Genomic DNA, 16,125 nt, shown 5'->3' on the forward strand with positions numbered 1-16,125 from the left:
GGCACCCAAAACGAACAGAAAAAGGGCGCGGATCAAACCGTGCCCTTCTTCAATGTGTTTTTTTGCCGCTTTGGCTATTCAGGGTGCTCGCAGTGTCTAAAGCGGACCTTCACGTCGCCCTCCTCCAGGGTCGGCAATGCGGACAAAGCGGACTTTCAATCGAAAAAAATGAAAGCCCGCTTATTGATTGTAGCGCATGCTTTAACTGAAGTGATGCACTTCTTGAAAGCCGTAGACCGGCGTCGGGATACCCTCCATCCGGGCCTTTATTTGAAGCGCCAGGAACTGTGAATAATGCCGGGACTGATGCAGGTTTCCACCATGCATCCAAAGGTTTGGAACCTGTGTCGGCTTCCACATATTGCGTTGCTCGCCTTCCCAAGGCCCCGGGTCCTTGGTTGTGTCAGAGCCTAGACCCCAACATTTCCCAAGGCGATCTGCCATATCCTGGCCCATCAGGTCCGCGACCCAACCGTTCATCGAATTATACCCGGTCGCATAGACCACCAGATCGGCATCCAGATGCGTTCCGTCATCAAGGATAACTCCGGTTTCATCAAGCGCAGTGACCTGACCGCGTTTCAGTTTGATCTCGCCATCAATGATCAACTGGCTGGCCCCGATATCAATGTAATAGCCCGATCCGCGACGCAGGTATTTCATGAACAGGCCGCTGTCATCATCGCCCCAATCCAGCCAGAATCCCGCCTTTTCAAGGCCGTCATAAAACTCTTTGTCCTGCTCTTTCATCGCGGCATAAGCCGGAATCTGGAATTCGTGCAGAATGCGATAGGGCAGCGACGCAAAGATCAGATCGGCTTTTTCGGTCGTCATGCCTGACTGCACCGCACGTTCAGAATAGAGATCGCCCAGTCCGATTTCCATGAGGGTGTCCGAGCGGACAATATGGGTTGAGGACCGCTGCACCATTGTCACGTCAGCATCGTTTTCCCAAAGCGCCGCGCAGATATCGTGGGCCGAGTTGTTGGACCCCACCACAACGACCTTCTTACCGGCCCATTTGTCGGGACCTTCATGTTCCGACGAATGCACCTGTTCGCCTTTGAAAACATCCATACCCGGAAAATCAGGCATGCGTTTCTTGCCGGACATCCCCGTCGCCATGATCAGATGTTTGGGCCGCAGCACAACTTCTTCGCCGTCCCGGTCCACAGTGATGGTCCATTCGCCCTTGTCTTCATTGAACGTGGCGGATTTGGCCGTCGTGCGCGTCCAATAGTTCAGCTCCATCACCTTGGTGTACATCTCAAGCCAGTCACCGATCTTGTCCTTGGGCGAGAACACGGGCCAGTTTTCCGGGAACTTGATATAGGGCAGATGGTCGTACCAGACCGGGTCATGCAGACAGAGGGATTTGTAGCGATTGCGCCAACTGTCGCCGGGCCGGTCATTCCGTTCAACGATGATCGTCGGAACACCCAGCTGACGCAGCCGCGCACCCATGGCGATCCCACCTTGACCACCGCCGATGATGACGCAGTAGGGCTGTGTTTTGTAGCCCAGTTCAGCCTCTTCCTGCGCCCGTTCTTCGGCCCATGTGGACCTGTGTTTGCCCACACCATGCTTGGCCCCAAGTGGGCGGTTGAACCCTTTGGGCTCTTCATGACCTTTCAGCTCGACCATCGTGGTCAGCAAGGTCCATATCTTGCCATCCTTGAGGCGCAGCAACCCGTAGCCGCGTGCCAATCCGGTTTCGAACTCGATCCATGAGGTGGTTATTCCGCCGTCTTCGGTGGGCACCTCACCTTCGGATACTTTCCAACCGCTCGGTTTGGTTGTGACCAGCTGATGCGAAAGCATATCTGCCACCTGCGCCTTGCCTTCGACCGTTTTGATATTCCAGGTAAAGCTGACCAGATCGCGCCAATAGCAATCGTCTTGGAACATATCGCACGCGGCACTGATATCGCCTTTGGATAAAGCCGCACCGAAGTCATCCAGAAACCCCTGCACCTGATCCGAGAGTGTTGTGTCGAGCATGTGATCCTCCCTATCTCCACGGAGCAGAAGGCTGGCAAATCCGTGACCCTTCGGGCAAGCGGATTTGGTGAATCAACACTTGGTGCGGTCCAAAAACGCCATAGCTTGTTGCGCGCGCAACAAGGGCGCAACACGGGTACGTGTTCGTTTAAGCGGGCGGTTTAAGCCCGGCTTTTCGCATACGGCGCAGGATCGTCGATCGGTTCACACCAAGGCGCCTTGCCAGTTGGGACATGTTCCAATCGCAAGCACGCAAAAGTGTTTCCAGATCATCTGATTCCTGCTTTTGCGTAGGGGCGAGCGCCGGGGCGGGCAAATCCGTTAAGTCGATGATGTTGTCCCCACACAGGGCGACCGAACTTTGCAGTAGATGTTCCAGTTCACGAATATTTCCGCGCCACAACCGTGATTTCAAATCGGCGCGGGCAGCGGTCGACAGGCGAATATCATGGCTGGCAAACCGTCGGAGCAGACGATCAATTAGCCAATCCAAATCCGCACGGTGGCGCAAAGGCGGCAGAGACAATGTGGCCCCCGCAATCCGGTGAAGCAGATCTTCACGCAGACCGCCCTGCAATCCTGCCGGGGGCTGCCGGCATGAGGCGATGATCCTCAGATCAGCGCGCCGCTCAAGCACTGCCAAAAGAGAGGCCTGCGCAGGCTCGCTTAGGTCTTCAACGCCGCGCAGGAACAGTGTGCCAGGTTCGATAGCATGGCAGAAGCTGAATGTCGGAGTGTCGCAGCAGATCACGGTGTGGAAATCCTGTGTCGCGGGATCGGCCATATGGATCGCGCGCGCCAGCTTGGTTTTGCCTGTCCCGCTTTCACCGGTCAGTAAAAGCGGCAGATTTGTCGGCGCAAGACGGGCAGCCTTGTTCAAAAGTTGCTGAAGGCCCACATCCGGCCCCGCAAAGCTGCCAAGGGCACCAGGCAGAACCTGTTCGCGTTTGCGCAGGGCTGCCGTCATCTGTGGCGTCTGTGGCGCAACGGCATGACCATAGAGCGCGCGCCCATCCTTGAGGTGTAGAACGCGGTCTTCGGACGGTCTGCCGCGCATGAATTCGGGCATGTCATCAACACTGATTTCAAGCCAGTCCTGCAGTTGCGACCCGATCAGGTGGCCCGAACCGTCCGGGTCCAGTGCACATCGGGCCCCCGAAGTCATACCGATGATCTTGCCGCCTCCGTCCACTGCAACCGCCGCTTCAGGATCGACCTCAAGAAATTCGGGGCTGGCAGAAAAGCGCAGGACCCAATCGCGCCGGGTCGATGCCATCAGGTTTGCCATCTCGACGCGACGTGCGGAATTCGTCACCAATGTCATGGCCAGATTCTGCGATGCCTTAGGCGAGGGTCCACGCAACAAAGACACATCCAGAACAGCCGCAAGACCACCTTTGGTGTCAAAAATTGGTGCTGCCGTACAAGACAGCGGCGTATGCGTAATTGAAAAATGATCGCCTTGATGAATCGTAACCGGCTGACCTGTAACGATACACGACCCCACCCCGTTCGTTCCTGCCAACTCTTCCGTCCACTTGAATCCTAGATGAAGACCCGCTGTTCTGAGCTCGTCCTCGAAGTTCCGGTCGCCAAAGAAATCAACGCAGACGCCATCTGCATCCGCAAGCAGCAGGACGTAGTTCTGCCCTGCCACCTGCGCAAACAGGGATTGCAGCCCCGAACGCGCCGTTGCGATCAGACGTTCGGATTGTTCCAGATGTTCACGGAATTTGGTGTCCGGGAGGATGTGCGCTGGTTCCTGTCTTGAGGGATCCATTCCGTAGGTTTCAACACAGCGCTGCCAGCTATCCGCGACAAGTCGGTCTCGCCCTGTATCGAACCCGCTTAAGACACGGTCAATCTCTTTTGAGTGCTGGCGGTCCAACAGCTTCCCGTCCTACAAATCCTTCCTAAAAATAGCATGAGTATAGCTGCGCGCCTATGTTCAATATTCGACTGGCAAACGTTTGGCGCTTTGCCTCGTCAAGCTGACCTTCGTTAATCGCGCAGCATTGGACCCTTTCGGCTCGAAGCTGACGTTGGGTGAATTCCTCCCAATGTCCGCATTGCGGACGAAGCTGATATTCGCATTGTCTGTCCGAATGTCAGCTAACTTTCGCAGACCGCCCTCATAGTCCCGAACGGCGGCAGGTTGAAATGAGTTGTGCGCGCCTCATCACAACTCGTTCTACTCGATGCTTACTTATGTCGAGAATTCAACCCTCACCGCGTCATCTCAGGCAGTTTGATCCTTTGGATCTTACCGGATGGGCCTTTCGGCAATTCTTCCAGTAAATAAACCGTGTCTGGAGATTTGAACGCGCCGAGCTTTTGGACACAAATCTCGACAAGTTGTTCGGACGACAACGTGGAGCCATCACACAATTTAACGGCCGCCTCCACACGTTCACCATAAGTTTTGCACGGGCGAGCAAAAGCGGCGGCTTCAATTACGTCAGGATGCGAATACAATGCTTCGTCGATTTCACGAGGGGCAATGTTCTCCCCTCCCTTGATAATCAGTTCCTTCAGTCGACCGGTGACAAAGAAATACCCGTCGTTGTCGATATGGCCCAAGTCACCTGTTCGAAGCCACCCGTCCGAGGTGAAGGTTTCGCCGGTTGCGTCGGGGTTCTTGAGATACTCGCGCATGACGTTTGGTCCACGCACAGCGATCTCGCCTTGCAGATGAGGTGGTAGAGGAATCAGATCAGGCGACAGGATGCATGCCTCATTGCCAAACGCCTTGCCCGGTGAGCCAATTTTGCGAATGCCCGGCGGCAATGGGTTCGATAGTATCTGGGCGGCGGTTTCGGTCAGGCCCATGGTTTCAACAATCGGCACTTCGAAACGGGCTTCGAATGCAGTTTGCACATCGGGTGCAAGCGGGGATGACGCTGAACGGCCGAAGCGTAACCGATCCCGGGTGTTGGGTGACGGGGTTATGTCAGAGTGGAGCAGGTGCGAGATGATTGTCGGCACGACAGAGAACCATGTCGCCTTCGCTTCTTCGCACTGGTCCCAAAACTTGCTGGTTGAAAACTTCTCGGCCACCGCCAATGATCCGCCAGAGACCAATGCGCTGATGACCGTTACGCACAAGCCGTTGATGTGGTAAATTGGCAATACGCAGAGACCGCGATCGCTTGGCGTCAACCTGTGGGCCACGGTTGGTGTCCAACCGCCTGCCAACAAGCTCGCGTGGCTGTGCACGACACCTTTGGGGCGTCCGGTTGTCCCCGATGTGTACATTAGCAGTGCGTCGTCTGCAGGCTCAAGCCGGTGTAATACCGGGGCTTTGTTGTCACCTGCTTCTGTGAGCCGAGACATTCTCGTCGGGCTTACCCTTTCGAACAAATTGACCTGGGCCTCGCCGACAAGTGCAATGCGCGCTTCGCAGTGATCCAGCGCATATCCTATAGCCTCGTCTCCCGCGACGAGGTTGATCACCGTCGCACGGAACCCGCCGTAAAGCACTCCGTAAAGGCATTCGATTGCCTTGCGACCGTTTGGCTGCAGGATTGCGACGCTCGTCCCTTTATTCAGTCCCAACGCCGTCAATTGTTGCGCAAGTTGTTTTGCTTTGCTCTGCAAATCCGACCAAGTCAGCGCAGGCTCGCCGTCAAAAAACAAATAGGCGTCGCGATCACCGTCGGTGCTTGCCCGGTCATCTAGCCAGTCGCGGACGGTGCCGTTTGGCGGCGTATGATCATCCACCTTCATTCCCCTGCATCCGCCCAGTAATCTGCGAAGATGTCTTCGACGGTGGGTTCGATAGGTGGAATTTCCCGAACGATCTTGGTGGTTTGGATGAAGTGCTTCCAATGCAGGTTCTCATCAATCGCATTGCCCCCCCAGCTGCCGCATCCCATCGAAAGCGAGAAGGGCATGCCGTTGTTGAATGAGCCACCGGTCGCGAAAGTGTGCGCCTGATTGACGATGACACGGCAGGTTGGCATCAAGGTACCCAATGCCACCGCACGCGCGTCATCTGCAGTGTGAATGCCGATGGAATGTCCTGCCCCTTGATAGTCCAGAATGCGCGCCGCGATAGCTCGCGCGTCCTCGTAGTCCTTCGCGCGGTAAAGCGCGGCAACGCGGCTTAGCTTTTCGCCGGACAGCGGATGATCCGGGCCGATGCCTTTGGTTTCGACCGCAAGGAACTTTGTGTCTTCGGGCACCTGATCAGTCAGACCTAACGCCGCAATCATCTTGTCGGCATCCTGCGCGATGACTTCCCGGTTCAGATGGCCGTCGGGCCAAAGCTTCGAAACAATCTGAGCTTCGTCTTCCACCAGCGCCCCACCTTCATTGGCGAGCGCCGCAATGAAATCCTCATAGATCGCGTCCACAACGATCATCGAGTTTTCAGACGAACAAGAAGTTGCGTTGTCGAACGTCTTGGAAGCGGTAATTTTCTGAGCAGCAGCCTCCAGGTCGGCGGTCTCGTCAACGATAACCGTAACGTTGCCTGCGCCCACGGCTACAGCGGGTGTACCGCAGGTCTGGGCGCGATGGACATTGTTCTGGCTGCCTGTGCAAATCACCCGGTCGCACAGCTCCATCATGGCCTGAGTTTTGACCTTGGAGCCGGGCGCTGGGACCATCTGAACCAGATCATGATTCAGCCCCAGCTTGTCAAATTCGGCATGAACGTTGGACAAAAGCAACTCGCAGCTGGCCACACCTTTGGGCGAAGGGGCAACAACCACCGCGTTGCCACACTTCAATGCGTTAATGATGTTGTTGGCAGGCGTGGCTGCAGGGTTGGTCGAGGGCACCACAGCGCCCACCACCCCGATGGGGCGCGCGATTTCGGTGATGCCGGTGGAGGCGTCGTTGCTGATAATCCCGTGCGTTTTCACGCCCTTGATGTCGCGCATCAAGCCAAGTGTCTTGCGATGGTTCTTGATGATCTTGTCGGGCACATTGCCAAGCCCGGTTGTCGCGACCGCAAGTTCGGCCAAAGCCCGATTGCGAGAAGGCTCCATAATCGCCCAAGCGGCAGCTTCGGCTGCGCGGTCATAGCGCCTTTGGTTAGCACCCGTCTCGTAAGCTTTCTGAGCGGCGCGCGCTCGAGCCACAACTGTGCTCAATTGAGCAATATCATCATGTGCATTCATCGCGAAATTCCTATGGAAGAGGATAGGGCGCGGGTCGCCCTATCCATTACTCTGCCACTCGTTAAAGACCTGCCAGAAGCTCTTTCAGTGTTTCCTGACGCGCAGCCCACATTTCCTGAACCTCTTCACGGGTCATAATGTGCATGGGCGAACCGCCTGCTTTCATTTTGCCCGCCACACGCGAGTTCTTGAACATCTCGGGTACGGTTGCGGCCAGTTTGTCGATGACCTCTGGCGGCGTTCCTTTGGGCACCATGACACCGCGGAAGTTCACGCTGGCGTTGTCGATGTCAAAGCCCTGCTCTTTTAACGTCGGGACGTCAGGCAAGAACTCATTGCGTTCCAGATCAAACACGCCAAGGATTTTGACGTTGCCCGCTTCCTGTGCACGGAATGCGTCTGACAGATTATTCACGCCGCCCATGACGTCACCCGCTATCACAGCTTTCATTGCTGCCGCACCGCCGCCTTTGGTCGGGATATATGCCATTTTAACACCTGCTTCTTTCTCAAGTTGCAAGGCGGCAATGTGGTGTCCAACAAACAGACCTGCCCCAGAGAACGTCAGTTTCCCGGGGTTTTCCTTGGCGTAGGTGACCACGTCCTCCATGGAGTTGAACGGGCTGTCCTTGGCCACCACAAATACCGCGGGGTCAGCGCCCCAGTTGGCGATCGGTTCAAAGCTGTCCGCCGAGTATTCGACACCGCCCTTAATCGACTGCGCAATGAAATGCGGAATGTTGTATGCCCCGAGCGTATAGCCATCAGCCTCGGCCTGGGTTGCAAACCAGTTCCAGCCAACCCGCCCACCAGCGCCGGGTTTGTTGATGATCGCAATGGGCATACCAAGCGCATCTTCATTGCCTGCCGTCATGGTGACAATGCGGGCCTGGAAGTCAGTGGCCCCGCCAGCACCATAGCTGACCATCATCATGATGGGGCGTTCCGGGTAATCCTCGGCGATGGCCATGCCACCGGTCAGGGACATTAGCGCCAACGCGGCGCCTGCCAGTAAATGTTTCATGTTAGATCCTCCCTTGGATTTTTGATCGCCGCTTTGCGCGGTCTTTTTCAGAAAAATATCTCTCGCGGTGTGTAGACTTTGAGCAGCAGGGCAAAGAGCCCGTACATCACCGCCAGAAACCCTGCGGTGATGATCACGCGCTTGACCCAGGTCTTGGCTTCATCATGTGGCGCCGGGTCGTAGAAGCTGAGAAGCAAGAAAAACGTGATCGTACCCGCGGTGTAGAAACCCAACGCCTTGGCGGCCCAGAAAATGTAGACAAGCGCGATGGTCAGGCCTGGCAGAAGCCACACGAAATCTTTGCGCGAAACGCCATTTCCCACCTTTGTCCAACCAAGGATCGCTTTGACGAATGTCCACAATGCCAAGACGACGAAGACGGTCGAAATCAAACGCGGAAACAGGAAGGCTTCGGCAGGCTGTTGCGTATAGCTTACCCATGCCACCCACATCCCGACCGCCGCAATAATGCCGGACGCCACAATGTGTTGAACGCGTGGAAGACTGATTTGGCTCATCCCATGATCTCCTCTTTAGAGGTGTAGCGACGGCTGCGAAGTTCCATCCAGACTGAATAAGCAATTGATGCAATCACGATGGCAATTAGGACGATGTTCAGCGTGCCAGTCAGGAAATAGCTCGCCATCCCGTCAGTGGCTCCGGCAATCATTGACCCTTGGATGAAATTTGCTTCGGCAATCGGGCCAAGGATCAGGCCAAGCACCAGCGGCGCGGCCGAGAAGCCGAAGCGTTCAAGGAAGTACATCATAACGCCCAATGCGGCCATGACGTAAACGTCGCCCATGCTGGACTGGACCGAGTAGCTGCCGAAGACGGCGAGCCCCAGAACAACGGCCGCCATGACGCTTTGCGGCACCTGTGCAACCCGGGCGGCAAGGCCAGCCACATAAAGGCCGAAGATGCACATGAGCACCTGACCGATCAGCATCGAGTTGATAAAGGTCCACGCCACATCCGGATGATTGTCAAAGAGATCGGTGCCCGGAAAAATTCCGTGGATCAGCAGACCACCCAGCAGCACTGCTGCCGTGGGCGAACCAGGGATCGACAGCGTCAGAAGTGGCACAAGGCTTGGGCCGACCATGGCGTTGTTCGCGCTTTCTGCTGCGATCACACCTTCACTGTGGCCCTTGCCAAATTTATCGCGTTCCGGGCTGAACTTTTTGGTTTGGTCATAGGCGACAAGACCTGCGATTTGACCTCCGACGCCTGGGATAAGCCCAATGACCGAACCTGTGATGGTACCAATGCTAAGGGCGCGAGGGCGGCGCAGAAGCTCGCGCACCGCATCCATGATCGAATGTTTCTCGACCTCGATCACTTCAGCATTTGCAGCTTTGCGGCCTTTTGCGAACATGGTCAGTACCTGGGGAATGGCAAACAACCCGATGAGCGCCGCAATGATGTTGATACCGCCACCCAATGCTGGGTGAAAAATAAACCGCTGCGCGCCCATGATGTCGTCAAATCCGATGGTCGCAAGCCAGAGGCCGATGCAACCGGACAGAAGGCCCTTCACCACCGAAGCGCTGTCCAGCGAACCGATTACAGTGACGCCAAGGATGGCGAGCCAGAACAGGTGACTGGGACCGAATGCCAGCGCCCATTGCGCCAGTACGGGTGTCAGGAAGATCAACAGCAGAACACCAATCACGCCCCCGACTGCCGAAGCTAGGAAGCTGAGCTGCAACGCTTGAGCCCCTTTGCCTTGCTTGGCCATGGTGTGACCGTCCAACGTCGTTGCGATGTTTGCAGGTGCACCGGGAATTTTAAGAAGGATGGCGCTGACCGCGCCACCTGCCACTGTGGATGTATAGGCCGCTCCCAAAAGGATCAGTCCCTGAACGGGTGTCAGGTGGAAGGTGAAGGGGATTAAAAGGGCCACTGCCATTGTCGGTGATAGTCCGGGGGTTGCCCCCAAAATCAGCCCACCAATCGTCCCCAAAAGCAACAAGCCAAAAGAGATCGGTGTGAAGACATCTCCGAAGTAATAAAGGAATTCCAAAGTTCCACCTGATGGTTTTCTCACGTTGACATCACAGGCTAAGAGATGAAAATAGTTTTGCAAATGTTTTCATTTTTTAGCCGAATAAGTGTGAATAATGGCCCGAAAACAGAAAGATAAACCTGATATCGTCGCTGTTGCGAAAGCGGCAGGGGTTTCCATCTCGACGGTCTCGCGAAGCTTCAATCACCCTGATCTTCTCAAACCGGCGACTCGCAAGAAGATTGATCGAGCGGTGCAGAAACTGGGCTATATTCGCAATCGCGCGGCGCAGGTGATGCATGGGCGGCGCAGTGGCACCATCGGACTGGTCGTGCCAACAATTGACAACGCGATCTTTGCCGAATTGATCCAGTCCTTCTCTGATGGGCTGGATCAGTACGGTTTCACGATGCTTATTGCATCTCACGGTTTCGATTTGGATCGCGAATACAAAATGCTGCGCAAACTGATGGAACACCGTGTCGATGGGCTGGCGCTTATCGGGTTGGAACACTCGGACGCCACCCATCAACTAATCGAACAGCAGGGGGTGCCAACTGTTGCAATCTGGAACTATGCCGACGACGCACGATTATCTTGCGTAGGGGTTCAAAATTCAGAGGCTGGCCGCTTGGCCGCGTGTCACCTGTTGGATCTCGGCCACCGCGACATCGGCCTTGTCTTTCCCGACCTTGCTGGAAACGACCGAGCTCACGATCGGTTGCACGGAGCTCTTTCAGAGCTGCGGCGGAAAAAGATCAAGGTGCCGGAAGAGTGGCAACTGCAGGCCCCCTACAGCATTGCGGACTCAAAACGCGCTAGCCTGTCGTTGTTGGGGAAGTCTCCGCGCCCCAGTGCCATTTTGTGCGGTAATGACATTATTGCTCAAGGCGTGCTTTATGCCGCGAAACACTTGGGCATTGCTGTGCCTGGAGAACTTTCAATAATGGGGATCGGCGATTTCAAAGGATCGGGAGAAATCGAACCGTCACTCTCAACCATCCGCATTCCGGCCAAACGAATTGGAGCTTTGGCCGCAAAGCAAATAGCGGACGCCATTACTGGAAAAAGCGCGGGTACAACGGCGACAAATTACGAACTCAGTGTATTAGTTCGGGATTCCACCGCGACTCCATCTGGAATGGCAAACACCTGAAACGGTCCTGGACATCTTGGCGAACACAGCCTTGGCCCAAGCTGTCAAGTGCGAGGTAGTGCCATACAAAAGTGCAATCGACGGCTTGGCAGTGCCCCCTATCCCGTCAACCATCCAATGCACGCCATCCGATATCGCGCCGATAAAACCCTTCAGGCCAATCCACACCTTCAACCATTTCATAGGCCCGGTCGCGCGCCTCCTTCAACGTGTTTCCACGCGCGGTCACGTTCAGGACACGCCCGCCCGAGGCCACAACCTGCCCTTCCACAGTCTTCGTTCCCGCGTGGAATACCATTTTTCGGCTGTCTTCAGGCAGCGCGTTCAACCCTTTGATCGCAGTGCCTTTCTCATAAGCGCCAGGGTAGCCATTCGCCGCCATCACGACCGTGATGGCATGGTCATCCGCCCAATTCACCCGCACCTCATCCAACCTGCCTTCGGCAGCGGCGTGCATCAGGTCCATCGCTTGCGCGCCCATACGCATCATCAACACCTGACATTCCGGATCACCGAAGCGGACGTTGTATTCAACCAGCCTTGGCTGCCCATCCTTGATCATCAACCCTGCATAAAGAACCCCCTGAAACGGCGTTCCCCGGCGCTTCATCTCGGCGATCGTAGGGCGCACGATCTCTTCCATCGCGCGCGCTTCTACTTGTTCACTTAAAACCGGAGCCGGAGAATACGCCCCCATTCCGCCGGTGTTCAGGCCAGTATCGCCTTCACCTACCCGTTTGTGATCCTGGGCCGTGCCGACAGAGAGAATGTTCTCTCCATCGCACAGAACGAACAGCGAGGCTTCTTCGCCATCCATGAACTCTTCAATCACGACTTCCGCGCCCGCACCGCCGAAAGCACCGCCGAACATGTCGTCAATGGCGTCCAGTGCGGTCTTTTCGTCCATCGCAACGATCACGCCCTTGCCTGCGGCCAGCCCATCGGCCTTGACCACAATTGGCGCGCCCTGTTCGCGGATATAAGCTTTGGCAGGCTCTGCCTCGGTGAAACGGGCATAGGCTGCAGTGGGGGCTTTGGCCGCGTCACAGATTTCTTTGGTGAAGCTTTTCGACGCTTCCAGCTTCGCTGCCTCGGCTGAGGGCCCAAAAACCAGAACTCCGGCTTCGCGCAAGCGATCAGCCACACCGGTCGCCAAAGGCGCCTCGGGCCCGACAATCACGAAATCAATCGCGTTTTCTTCGGCAAAGCTGACAACAGCACCGCCGTTTTCAATATCAAGAGTGGCACAGTCAGCGATCTGAGCGATCCCCGCATTCCCCGGCGCAACGATCAGGCGGTCACATTTGGGGTTTTGCAGCACTGCCCATGCCAGGCTGTGTTCGCGCCCTCCGCTGCCGAGAATGAGGATATTCATGAAAGCTCTCCGATCTGCTTGGCCTTGCCTGCGCGGCGTTCTAAGCTGGGTGAGCATTTGAAACAAGGCGCTGAAATGTCCGACCTGCTTGATGACCCGATTCCGGGCCAAAACACCCCTGAATACACAGTGTCCGAAATTTCCGGTGAGGTGAAACGGACGCTCGAAGGCTCGTTCGGGCGAATCCGCGTCCGGGGTGAGGTTGGGCGCGTGTTCAAGGCGCGATCCGGGCACCTTTATTATGACATCAAGGATGACCGGAACGTTTTGGCCTGCACCACCTGGAAAGGGCAGGTTGCAGGTCTGTCCGTTGTGCCGGAAGAAGGGTTGGAGGTCGTCGTCACCGGTCGCCTTACTGCTTTTGGGGCACAATCCAAATACAACCTGAACGTCGACGAGGTTTCCGTTGCTGGTCAGGGCGCGCTGATGGCGTTGCTGGAAAAGCGCAAGAAGCAGCTTGAGGTCGAAGGATTATTCGCGCCCGAACGCAAAAAACCCCTGCCGTACCTGCCACAGGTTATTGGCGTGGTCACATCCCCCTCAGGCGCAGTAATCCGCGACATTCTGCATCGACTCAGGGACAGGTTCCCACGCAAGGTGCTGATCTGGCCCGTGGCCGTACAAGGAGCAAACTGCGCTTCTGAGGTTGCCCGCGCCATCGAAGGCTTCAACCAATTGACACCCGGCGGCGCGTTGCCCCGGCCCGATCTAATCATCGTGGCCCGCGGCGGCGGATCAATCGAAGATCTCTGGGGTTTCAATGAAGAGATCGTCGCGCGCGCCGCCGCCGCGTCGGACATACCGTTGATCTCGGCCGTTGGGCACGAGACCGATACCACCCTGATAGATTTCGTCTCGGACCAGCGCGCTCCAACGCCCACCGCAGCCGCCGAACTGGCCGTCCCCGTCCGCATGGAGTTGCTCGCCTGGACTGGCGAGCAAGGCGCACGCTTGTCACGGGCCGCAACTGACGCAGTCCAACGCCGAGCGCAAAGGCTGCACGATCTGTCCCGCGCGCTTCCGCGCCCGGACAGTCTGTTGAACTCTCCGAGACAACGTCTTGATTTGATTGCAGATCGCCTCACACCCGCCTTGATACGCGGGGTGCAGAACCGTCGCCTTCAAGTGGTGGAACTGTCTGCCCATCTGCGCCCCTCAACCCTGCGCAGTCTGGTATCTGCACGACGAGAATCACTGCACAACCTGTCCTCGCGCCTGTCCCTGCGACCAATCCAAAAGGAAATCGACCAGCAGCGGCAAAACCTCAATCGTCTTGGCGATCGAATGCATACGGCCCAAACCGCACGGTTGGATCGCCTCAAACAGCAACTCGAAGCGACGGATCGCCTGCGCGAGACGTTGAGTTACAAGGCCACTTTGGACCGCGGATACGCGGTCGTCCGGGCCGAGGGAAATGTGATCACCACCAAGGCCCAGGCCGCCAAACAAACGGCGCTTGAGATCGAATTCGCCGATGGCATTCTCAGCACCGGCGCGGCCGCGAAACCGTCTTCGAAGAAACCCAAACCGGGCGCCCCGGATCAAGGATCGCTGTTCTAGGCCATGCTGACCATCTGGGGCCGAAGAACACCATCGAATGTACAGGCGCTGATGTGGTGCGTAGGTGAGCTGGCACTAGGTTTTCAACGCCACGATGTGGGGCACAGGTTCGGCGGGCTGAACAAGGATGGCTTTCGCAAACTTAACCCAAACGGCACCATCCCGGTGATACAGGATAGCGAACGCCCCCGCTTTGGGAGACGGGCCCAATCCTGCGGTATCTGGTCTCCGCGTATGGTGAGGGTGATTTCTGACCACGCGACCCGACCCGGCAAGCCGAAGTGGACAAGTGGGCGGAATGGGCCAAAATCAACGTCGCGATGGTATTCACGGCACCTGTTTTCTGGCGGATCGTGCGGACACCGGAGGCAGAGCGCGACCACCATGCAATCAAAAAAGCCGTGACAGCGCTTGAAAGCACGCTGGTAATCGCCAATGCGCAACTGCCTGAACAGGCGTTCCTGTGCGGCTCTTGTCTGACTTTGGCCGATATCCAGATGGGACACTTTCACTATCGCTACTATGACATCGATATATCACGTACATCACTGCCCAATTTGCGCCGGTGCTATGACGCGCTGACCGAAAGGCTCGCTTACCAGACCCATGTCATGATCAGCTATGAGGAGCTGCGCCGAAGCTGATCAAACACCAACGTCGGGCCCGTAGCATACCATTTCCTCCCCAAGATCCTCTGCCTCATACAGTTCGGTCGCTTGCGGATTACCCTCGAACTGCGCGATCAGCCCGCCACCTGATTGGGTAAAGACCCAACATTGCGGATCCAGCCTGTCTTCGTAGAGGAAACAAATCTGCTCATCCCGCTGGTACCAGATACCTTCCTTGCAATTCCCGTCGAGAAAAGACCAGATCACACGACGGTTCGGAAGGTACCGTTCAACCCCGTAAACCTGCCCGTCGAACCCGTAGAAAAGAGTTTTTCCCCGCGTATACTTGTCGAATTCCGGGCCCGACAAAGGCGTTTGTGCCGCCACGGATTGTGCGGCAAAGGTTGCGAGAATCATCATGGATCTGAACATGTTTCCATTTTGTCAGAAGCGGTCCGGTCACGCCATTCGCCTGTTGGATCGGGGTCATCACAAGGCGCTTAACTCAACGTAAGCGGTTGATTTCACGCCACGTCCAAGATCAGATTATTCTGAACCGGCGAGGAGAAGACATGACAACCATACTGTTCTGGATCGCCTTTGGCTGCGCCCTTGGTTATCTGCCACTGACCTCCCGACCTGCCGGATCTTTGCGCACCGTGCTGAAAACCGCTTCAGTCGTCCTGTTGGCGGTCATAGCCGTCTTGCACGGTGGGCCTTGGCTATTGGTTCTTGCGCTCGTTCTGTGCGCGTCCGGTGACGCTATGCTGTCACGCGAAACAGATGCCACGTTCATGGCGGGCATCGCCGCTTTTGCCGCCGGGCATCTGGCCTATATCGCTCTGTTCCTGTCTCATCCGACCAGTTCCGTTGCGCTGATTTGGAACGCACCAGCGATTGTATGGTCGTTGATCATTCTTGGCATCATCATGGCCACAATGCTTGCGCCCCGCGCCGGAGACCTGAAAGGGCCCGTTCTGGCCTATATCCCGATCATTCTTGGAATGGGGATCACTGTGCTGGCACTGCCGGATGTTGGCCCGCTGCGGTGGGCCTTTCCCGCAGCCATGGCCTTCATCGCCTCAGATCTGATCCTCGCAACCGAGAAGTTTCTGCTGCCGCCGAACCACCCTGCCCTCAAGGTAACGCCTTATCTGGTGTGGCCTCTCTACTGGGGCGCGCAATTCGGCTTTGTCCTTGCGTTCGCGTGACCCTTTGCAACTGCCGCAAATCCGCATTAGGTGAAGGGAACACCTGTGGAGACCAA

General features: G+C 56.5%; 13 protein-coding genes. 4 read left to right on the top strand and 9 right to left on the bottom strand.

All coding sequences use genetic code 11. The annotated features are described in order from the left end of the window. Window positions 1-201: 201 nt before the first annotated feature. The 7 genes from D1823_RS07675 to D1823_RS07705 form a co-directional block, all read right to left on the bottom strand. Window positions 202-2,001 (bottom strand): NAD(P)/FAD-dependent oxidoreductase, encoded by a 1,800-nt coding sequence (locus D1823_RS07675; protein ID WP_117869359.1) that lies wholly within the window; start codon window positions 1,999-2,001, stop codon window positions 202-204. Between the two features lie 148 nt (window positions 2,002-2,149). Next, window positions 2,150-3,889 (bottom strand): sigma-54-dependent Fis family transcriptional regulator, encoded by a 1,740-nt coding sequence (locus tag D1823_RS07680; protein WP_371415298.1) that lies wholly within the window; start codon window positions 3,887-3,889, stop codon window positions 2,150-2,152. Window positions 3,890-4,227: 338 nt separating this feature from the next. Continuing rightward, on the bottom strand, window positions 4,228-5,727 hold the full coding sequence (locus D1823_RS07685) for an AMP-binding protein (protein WP_117869361.1): 1,500 nt from the start codon (window positions 5,725-5,727) through the stop codon (window positions 4,228-4,230). Beyond that, window positions 5,724-7,127, bottom strand: a complete 1,404-nt coding sequence (locus tag D1823_RS07690) for an aldehyde dehydrogenase family protein (protein ID WP_117869362.1) — start codon at window positions 7,125-7,127, stop codon at window positions 5,724-5,726. The genes D1823_RS07685 and D1823_RS07690 overlap by 4 nt, the downstream gene beginning before the upstream one ends. Before the next feature lie 61 nt (window positions 7,128-7,188). Then, window positions 7,189-8,151: a tripartite tricarboxylate transporter substrate binding protein gene (locus D1823_RS07695; protein WP_117869363.1), complete on the bottom strand. Its 963-nt coding sequence runs from the start codon at window positions 8,149-8,151 to the stop codon at window positions 7,189-7,191. Window positions 8,152-8,198: 47 nt separating this feature from the next. After that, window positions 8,199-8,669, bottom strand: coding sequence for a tripartite tricarboxylate transporter TctB family protein (locus D1823_RS07700; protein WP_117869364.1), 471 nt, complete (start codon window positions 8,667-8,669; stop codon window positions 8,199-8,201). Further along, on the bottom strand, window positions 8,666-10,177 hold the full coding sequence (locus tag D1823_RS07705; protein ID WP_117869365.1) for a tripartite tricarboxylate transporter permease: 1,512 nt from the start codon (window positions 10,175-10,177) through the stop codon (window positions 8,666-8,668). The genes D1823_RS07700 and D1823_RS07705 overlap by 4 nt, the downstream gene beginning before the upstream one ends. A gap of 97 nt (window positions 10,178-10,274) precedes the next feature. Here D1823_RS07705 and D1823_RS07710 point away from each other — a divergent pair, with 97 nt between their 5' ends. Further along, complete coding sequence (locus D1823_RS07710) at window positions 10,275-11,315, top strand: LacI family DNA-binding transcriptional regulator (protein ID WP_117869366.1); 1,041 nt, start codon at window positions 10,275-10,277, stop codon at window positions 11,313-11,315. Window positions 11,316-11,421: 106 nt separating this feature from the next. Here D1823_RS07710 and purD read toward each other — a convergent pair whose 3' ends face one another. Further along, complete coding sequence (purD, locus tag D1823_RS07715; RefSeq protein WP_117869367.1) at window positions 11,422-12,690, bottom strand: phosphoribosylamine--glycine ligase; 1,269 nt, start codon at window positions 12,688-12,690, stop codon at window positions 11,422-11,424. Window positions 12,691-12,765: 75 nt separating this feature from the next. Here purD and xseA point away from each other — a divergent pair, with 75 nt between their 5' ends. Next, window positions 12,766-14,250: an exodeoxyribonuclease VII large subunit gene (gene xseA, locus D1823_RS07720; RefSeq protein ID WP_117869368.1), complete on the top strand. Its 1,485-nt coding sequence runs from the start codon at window positions 12,766-12,768 to the stop codon at window positions 14,248-14,250. A 281-nt stretch (window positions 14,251-14,531) separates the two neighbouring features. Next, on the top strand, window positions 14,532-14,894 hold the full coding sequence (locus D1823_RS22090; protein ID WP_254683813.1) for a glutathione binding-like protein: 363 nt from the start codon (window positions 14,532-14,534) through the stop codon (window positions 14,892-14,894). Here D1823_RS22090 and D1823_RS07730 read toward each other — a convergent pair whose 3' ends face one another. Further along, window positions 14,895-15,275 carry a hypothetical protein gene (locus D1823_RS07730; protein ID WP_117872792.1) on the bottom strand — a complete coding sequence of 127 codons (381 nt, stop codon included), beginning with the start codon at window positions 15,273-15,275 and terminating at the stop codon, window positions 14,895-14,897. Window positions 15,276-15,430: 155 nt separating this feature from the next. Between D1823_RS07730 and D1823_RS07735 the strand changes: the two genes are divergently transcribed. After that, window positions 15,431-16,069 (top strand): lysoplasmalogenase, encoded by a 639-nt coding sequence (locus D1823_RS07735; protein ID WP_117869369.1) that lies wholly within the window; start codon window positions 15,431-15,433, stop codon window positions 16,067-16,069. The last annotated feature ends 56 nt before the right edge of the window (window positions 16,070-16,125 follow it).

It is taken from the genome of Ruegeria sp. AD91A (genome assembly GCF_003443535.1).
Lineage (GTDB): Bacteria > Pseudomonadota > Alphaproteobacteria > Rhodobacterales > Rhodobacteraceae > Ruegeria.

Coding starts and splice junctions, on each gene's coding strand:
- D1823_RS07710 (WP_117869366.1), top strand. CDS start 10,275: ATGGCCCGAAAACAGAAAGATAAACCTGATATCGTCGCTGTTGCGAAA.
- purD (WP_117869367.1), bottom strand. CDS start 12,690: ATGAATATCCTCATTCTCGGCAGCGGAGGGCGCGAACACAGCCTGGCA.
- D1823_RS07730 (WP_117872792.1), bottom strand. CDS start 15,275: ATGATTCTCGCAACCTTTGCCGCACAATCCGTGGCGGCACAAACGCCT.
- D1823_RS07690 (WP_117869362.1), bottom strand. CDS start 7,127: ATGAATGCACATGATGATATTGCTCAATTGAGCACAGTTGTGGCTCGA.
- D1823_RS07675 (WP_117869359.1), bottom strand. CDS start 2,001: ATGCTCGACACAACACTCTCGGATCAGGTGCAGGGGTTTCTGGATGAC.
- D1823_RS07700 (WP_117869364.1), bottom strand. CDS start 8,669: ATGAGCCAAATCAGTCTTCCACGCGTTCAACACATTGTGGCGTCCGGC.
- D1823_RS07685 (WP_117869361.1), bottom strand. CDS start 5,727: ATGAAGGTGGATGATCATACGCCGCCAAACGGCACCGTCCGCGACTGG.
- D1823_RS07695 (WP_117869363.1), bottom strand. CDS start 8,151: ATGAAACATTTACTGGCAGGCGCCGCGTTGGCGCTAATGTCCCTGACC.
- xseA (WP_117869368.1), top strand. CDS start 12,766: ATGTCCGACCTGCTTGATGACCCGATTCCGGGCCAAAACACCCCTGAA.
- D1823_RS07735 (WP_117869369.1), top strand. CDS start 15,431: ATGACAACCATACTGTTCTGGATCGCCTTTGGCTGCGCCCTTGGTTAT.